The organism is Pseudoalteromonas sp. NBT06-2 (genome assembly GCF_002276045.1).
Lineage (GTDB): Bacteria > Pseudomonadota > Gammaproteobacteria > Enterobacterales > Alteromonadaceae > Pseudoalteromonas.
The window spans coordinates 1-5374 of record NZ_NQMR01000212.1; the positions used below are offsets into that span (position 1 = coordinate 1).

4 protein-coding genes and 2 tRNA genes are annotated in these 5374 nt (G+C 33.7%); all 6 read left to right on the forward strand.

Annotated elements, in window-relative coordinates; all coding sequences use genetic code 11:
• Window positions 1–116: 116 nt before the first annotated feature.
• The 6 genes from CJF42_RS24005 to CJF42_RS24030 all read left to right on the forward strand — a co-directional run bounded on the left by CJF42_RS24005 (window position 117) and on the right by CJF42_RS24030 (window position 5254).
• A tRNA-Lys gene (locus CJF42_RS24005) sits at window positions 117–192 on the forward strand.
• 179 nt (window positions 193–371) lie between these two features.
• Complete coding sequence (gene nadA, locus CJF42_RS24010; RefSeq protein WP_095369060.1) at window positions 372–1415, forward strand: quinolinate synthase NadA; 1044 nt, start codon at window positions 372–374, stop codon at window positions 1413–1415.
• A 307-nt stretch (window positions 1416–1722) separates the two neighbouring features.
• Window positions 1723–1810 (forward strand) — tRNA-Ser (locus CJF42_RS24015).
• Window positions 1811–2148: 338 nt separating this feature from the next.
• Complete coding sequence (locus CJF42_RS24020; RefSeq protein WP_095369061.1) at window positions 2149–3369, forward strand: integrase domain-containing protein; 1221 nt, start codon at window positions 2149–2151, stop codon at window positions 3367–3369.
• A gap of 59 nt (window positions 3370–3428) precedes the next feature.
• The gene (locus CJF42_RS24025; RefSeq protein WP_095369062.1) at window positions 3429–3617 is read left to right on the forward strand and encodes a hypothetical protein; all 189 of its coding nucleotides are present in this window, start codon (window positions 3429–3431) and stop codon (window positions 3615–3617) included.
• 908 nt (window positions 3618–4525) lie between these two features.
• Entirely contained in the window at window positions 4526–5254 is a 729-nt protein-coding gene (locus CJF42_RS24030) for a hypothetical protein (protein ID WP_141235653.1), read from the forward strand.
• The last annotated feature ends 120 nt before the right edge of the window (window positions 5255–5374 follow it).

Below are 5374 nucleotides of genomic sequence, written 5' to 3' on the forward strand. Positions count from 1 at the left end.
GATGGTTCAAGTCCATCATGACCCACCATTCTTTTTAAATCTAATCTTAAAAGAATGTAGTTAAGACATATGTCTTGCTGAACAAGCCGGCAGGCTAATGCAAATATCTCTAGAATGGGTCATTAGCTCAGTTGGTAGAGCAGTGGACTTTTAATCCATTGGTCGATGGTTCAAGTCCATCATGACCCACCATTCTAAAAATCATTATTCATAATATATAAATCTTATATCTTAAAATTTTATTTAATATCGTATTGCTGTCATTTAAGATTAATATTTCGTATAATTCGGCGCAATTTTAAATAGTATTATTTTCACTTTAATGAAGCCGTCATTACAAAATTTCACAGTGAATATAAGTGGTCGAGACAATGAATTTAGCTGAACAATATATGCCAGAGGGATATATCTTCCCTCCAAAGCCAGCGCCTTTATCTGAAACAGAAAAATCAGACTACAAAGCAAGAATTAAACAGTTATTAATTGAAAAAAATGCTGTATTAGTTGCGCATTACTATACAGATCCTGAGATCCAGGCACTTGCTGAAGAAACAGGTGGTTGTGTTGCTGATTCATTAGAAATGGCGCGTTTTGGAAAAACTCACCCTGCTACTACGATTGTTGTAGCCGGTGTTCGCTTTATGGGTGAAACATCAAAAATTTTAACACCTGAAAAAACAGTTGTAATGCCAACGCTTGCTGCAACGTGTTCATTAGATGTGGGTTGTCCGATAGATGAATTTTCGGCTTTTTGTGATCAACACCCAGATCGTAAAGTTGTTGTATACGCAAATACATCTACAGCAGTTAAAGCCCGCGCTGATTGGATAGTAACTTCATCTTGTGCACTCGAAATAGTTGACCATATTGATGAACAAGGCGAAAAAATAATTTGGGGGCCTGATAAACATTTGGGTTCGTACATTCAAACTAAAACTGGCGCCGACATGATAATGTGGGATGGTGCTTGTATTGTTCATGACGAATTTAAAACAAAAGCATTAAAGAATATGAAGGCACTTTATCCTGAAGCCGCCGTATTAGTTCACCCTGAATCTCCATCTGAGATTGTTGATTTAGCGGATGCTGTTGGTTCTACAAGCCAACTAATTAAAGCAGCGCAAACGATGGATAATAAAATGTTCATCGTTGCAACTGACCGCGGCATTTTTTATAAAATGCAACAGCTATGCCCTGACAAAGAATTTTTTGCTGCTCCAACGGCCGGAGAAGGGGCTACATGTAAAAGTTGTGCTAATTGCCCTTGGATGGCAATGAATGGCTTAAAAGCGATTGAAGAAGCTTTAATTGAACCTGCAGATAAAGAAGTATTTGTAGATATGACATTACGTGAAGGTGCACTTAAGTCACTTAATCGTATGCTAGATTTTTCAGCTAGTTTAAAAAAACAGTAAAAAATATATTTAATAAACCTGAATTTTCTTAAGTATGTTCAGGTTTATTTTTATTTAACAGTAAATAGAGTATTAAGTACGCAATCAAACAGTAAATATGTATTTTTTCTTGCGAAGTGACGTATTTTTCCCTACTATGCGTATCGCTTAACCTATTAAGCAAAATTAAAGTGAGTTTGAGCACTGAAAATTCAAATAAACAATGCGGTGAGGTCCGAGAGGTCGCCAAGGTTTATCAACACACCTGGCGTGTTCATCGGCCAACACTGAAGTGAGTTTGAGCACTGAAAATTCAAATAAACAATGCGGTGAGATGTCCGAGTGGCCGAAGGAGCACGCCTGGAAAGCGTGTATACGGAAACGTATCGTGGGTTCGACTCCCACTCTCACCGCCACTTCTACTTCCATTACAGTCCAATAAAGTTTATTTATTCCTACAAATTCAATCAATTAGCACGTATTCATTCCATTTTAATCCAATTCAGTTTTACAACATCCAGTAATTTTAGTAACATTTTTAGTAACACCAGCATATAAATATCCCCCTTGGTGTTACTAAAGAAACAATATTAACAGTCTATTTTAGTAACACTACATACTGTAAGCCTTTAAATTAAAGGGCTGTAGCTGGTGTTACTACGTTTTATTTTGTGTTGGCTGGTGTTACTAAAATCTTTTATTTGATGTTACTAAGCCTATTAGTGTTACTAAAATTTATGTTGGCGGTGTTACTATGGCTAGAAGAACAAGCCCTTTAACTAATACAGAAGTAAAGCAAGCAAAACCAAAAGATAAAGAATATAACTTATCTGATGGTGATGGTTTACAACTGAGAATTAAACCAAGTGGTTCTAAATTATGGCTGTTCAATTACACAAGACCCTTTATAAATAAAAGAGCGAACCTTAGTTTTGGAGCTTATCCCGCCTTATCATTAGCCAATGCAAGAATAAAAAGAAATGAAGCTAGAGAACTGTTAGCTCAAGACATAGATCCAAAAGAACAGAAAGAAAAGTTGAGTACTCAACAAAAAGAAATTCACGCCAATACTCTTCAAGCAGTAACCGCTGATTGGTTTGAAATAAAGAAAACAGAAATTAAACCTGATTATGCCCAAGACATAATGCGCTCATTAGAAATTCATGTATTACCCTTACTTGGTAAATATCCAATTTCAAAACTAACAGCCCCAATAGCAATTGAAGCACTTAAAAAAGTATCAAAATCTGGACATCTTGAAACGGTTAGGCGAATAGCCCAAAGATTAAATGAAGTGATGACATTTGCTGTAAATACAGGTTTGATCCATGCTAACCCGCTTACAGGGATTAAAGCTGCTTTTGAAAAGCCAAAAGTAAAGCATATGGCTACAATAAAACCTGATGAGTTACCTGAGTTTATGCAAGTCTTAAATGCTGCCAGTTTAAAAACAATTACAAGAGCATTGATGGAGTTTCAGTTACATACCATCACTCGTTCAAATGAAGCAGCAAAAGCACGTTGGGAGGAGTTCGATTTGGATAATCGTTTATGGGTTATTCCTGCTGATAGAATGAAAATGAATCGCGAGCATACAATCCCTTTGAGTCCACAAGTTATATCTATAATTAAAGTAATGGAACAATTTAAGCGACCTTATACTGAATATTTATTTCCCTCACATATTAACCCCAGAAAGCATATAAACACAGAAACCGTCAATAAAGCATTAAGACGTATAGGTTATCAAGATAGACTCGTTGCTCATGGCTTTAGAGCTCTCGCGAGTACAACCTTAAATGAAGAAGGCTTTGATGGCGATGTAATAGAATCTGCACTTGCCCATGTTGATAAAAATGCAGTACGTAAAGCTTATAATCGTGCTGAATATTTAATTCACCGAACTAAGCTTATGAATTGGTGGTCAGAACATATTTTAAAGTGTTCATTTGGGAAATTGAGTCTGGTTAATTAAGAGCCGAATTGATAGAAGAAGATATACTAATTTATTAAATATAAAAAAGGATAGTATTAATGGCATTGTCAAAATATTGGAAAAAGATGTTACCCCATGAGGGTGAAGTTTCAAACATGGAGATGCAAACTTCAGAGTATGACGGTGCTTTAATAAATACAGATAAAGAAAAAACGAAACATAGTAATTTAAAAGATGTATATTTTTGTGATTCCCAACAGAAAAAAGCTGATTTATTAAAAGAATAAAGAAGAACTACATGACGACTGAATTACACCGATTGAAAACTGTTCTAGTGAAAATTATAATTTGTAGAGTTCCCAAACAATCAAAATTTTCATAGCTATTTCCATTTAGATTAGCTTCAAATAATAAACTATCGACAATTGTATCTACTCTTAAAATCACCTCATAACTCAATAGTCATCCACTATATATTTTTCAAGCAGCCAGGTGTTTGCTCGGTGGTTGATTGAACTGATTCTCATACATAAGCAACGCCTTTAAATATATAGGCTGAAGTCACTTTATTGAAAATCTCAGCTAAGGAGTTTTAGCTTTTTTAAGCCATATAAGCATTTTAATTCAATTTCCATATGAATCGGGGTTTGTTTGTCTGGGGTAATTGACCTATTTAATATCTGAAATTATTAGTTTAATTGAGGTTTTTAAATTATCATACAATACAAAATAATTTAAATTCAACGGCTTGAGTTTTAAAGTGAGAAGTAGTTATTGTCTTGTTTTGTCCTAAAGCATAGGGCATGACTGAGGCTTGTCTGAAAGTTACTCTTATGTAATTGAGCTTATTTTCATGTATGAGTGTCAATTCAAAATCTTAATTTATTATGCTTGATCACTTTTATTTATTCGAAACGCAATTATTCACCTACGACTTCAGATCAAATAATATTATTCATATCCAACTTCTTTGAATTTTATTTGAAAACATATCACTTAAGTGATTTGTTTCTATTTATACGGTAAATAAATGTTATTAGGGTGAATTATTTAACAATTTCCGAGTCTTTTGCGTTAATTTAATAAAATGTGAGTAATTAGTATTTCGGTTTAATAAAGATTTAAATCATCAATATAGGTTTTATTTTAAAATAATTTAACTATGAGTAAAATAAGTAAGGTAAGAATTAGATATTTGGCTACGCAAGTACTACACAAGAGAGCATTAGAAAAACATAATACTCCAGTTTTTGATCAAATTCAGCAAAAGGGAGGGCTTGGTCTGTATTTGATAATTGGAAGATATCAAAAATATAAAGATGGACTTACTTATAAAGAGAAGAGTAACCCAAACATAAAAGCTAATATGTTAGATAGTTTAATTTATCAGAGTGAAATACTGACAAAGTTACAGGGATTAAATAGACAAAATCCTAATAGAACAATCAATGATCACCAGACTCTAGAGATAATTGCAAAAGCTCTTAAAACCAATGGCATGTTTGGTTTTTCAGAGGCGTTAACTCTTGCTGCAGAAAAACTCCGGAATTTAGAGAAAGTAAATACTATCATTAAATCTAAAGATAAGATGGAAGCTGCAAAATCTAGATATACAGAAGAGTTATCAAAGTATAAAAAGCAGCTTACGAATTGGGCGGCGAATCAATATAAATTAGACGCGGATGAAAGGTTTGATAAAGGAATGATTACCCGCCCAAAAAAAGGAGATGTAGATAAGTGGTTACTAGATATGTACCTTGAAGATATAGAGTTTAGAGCAAATCCTAATATTAAGGACAATTTCATTGAGAGTGAAAATATAAAAAATGAAGGGTGCCCCAATGCATCACCAGAATCCCCAATTGATATAGTCTTTAACCCATCAAAGAACTTTTTTTATCAAGCTATAAAAACCAAAACATAAATAATATTAAGAAATTTTAGTTAAATCTGGCGATGTTGCACGCAACATCACCAGTCATTGTTCATGTTGCATGCAACATGAACATCCTCATCATTTAATCTTCAGTCATGTTTAATTAAC

What these genes read in the sequence shown, in the direction of transcription:
- nadA (WP_095369060.1), top strand. Translation starts at nt 372, where the DNA reads ATGAATTTAGCTGAACAATATATGCCAGAGGGATATATCTTCCCTCCA.
- CJF42_RS24020 (WP_095369061.1), top strand. Translation starts at nt 2,149, where the DNA reads ATGGCTAGAAGAACAAGCCCTTTAACTAATACAGAAGTAAAGCAAGCA.
- CJF42_RS24025 (WP_095369062.1), top strand. Translation starts at nt 3,429, where the DNA reads ATGGCATTGTCAAAATATTGGAAAAAGATGTTACCCCATGAGGGTGAA.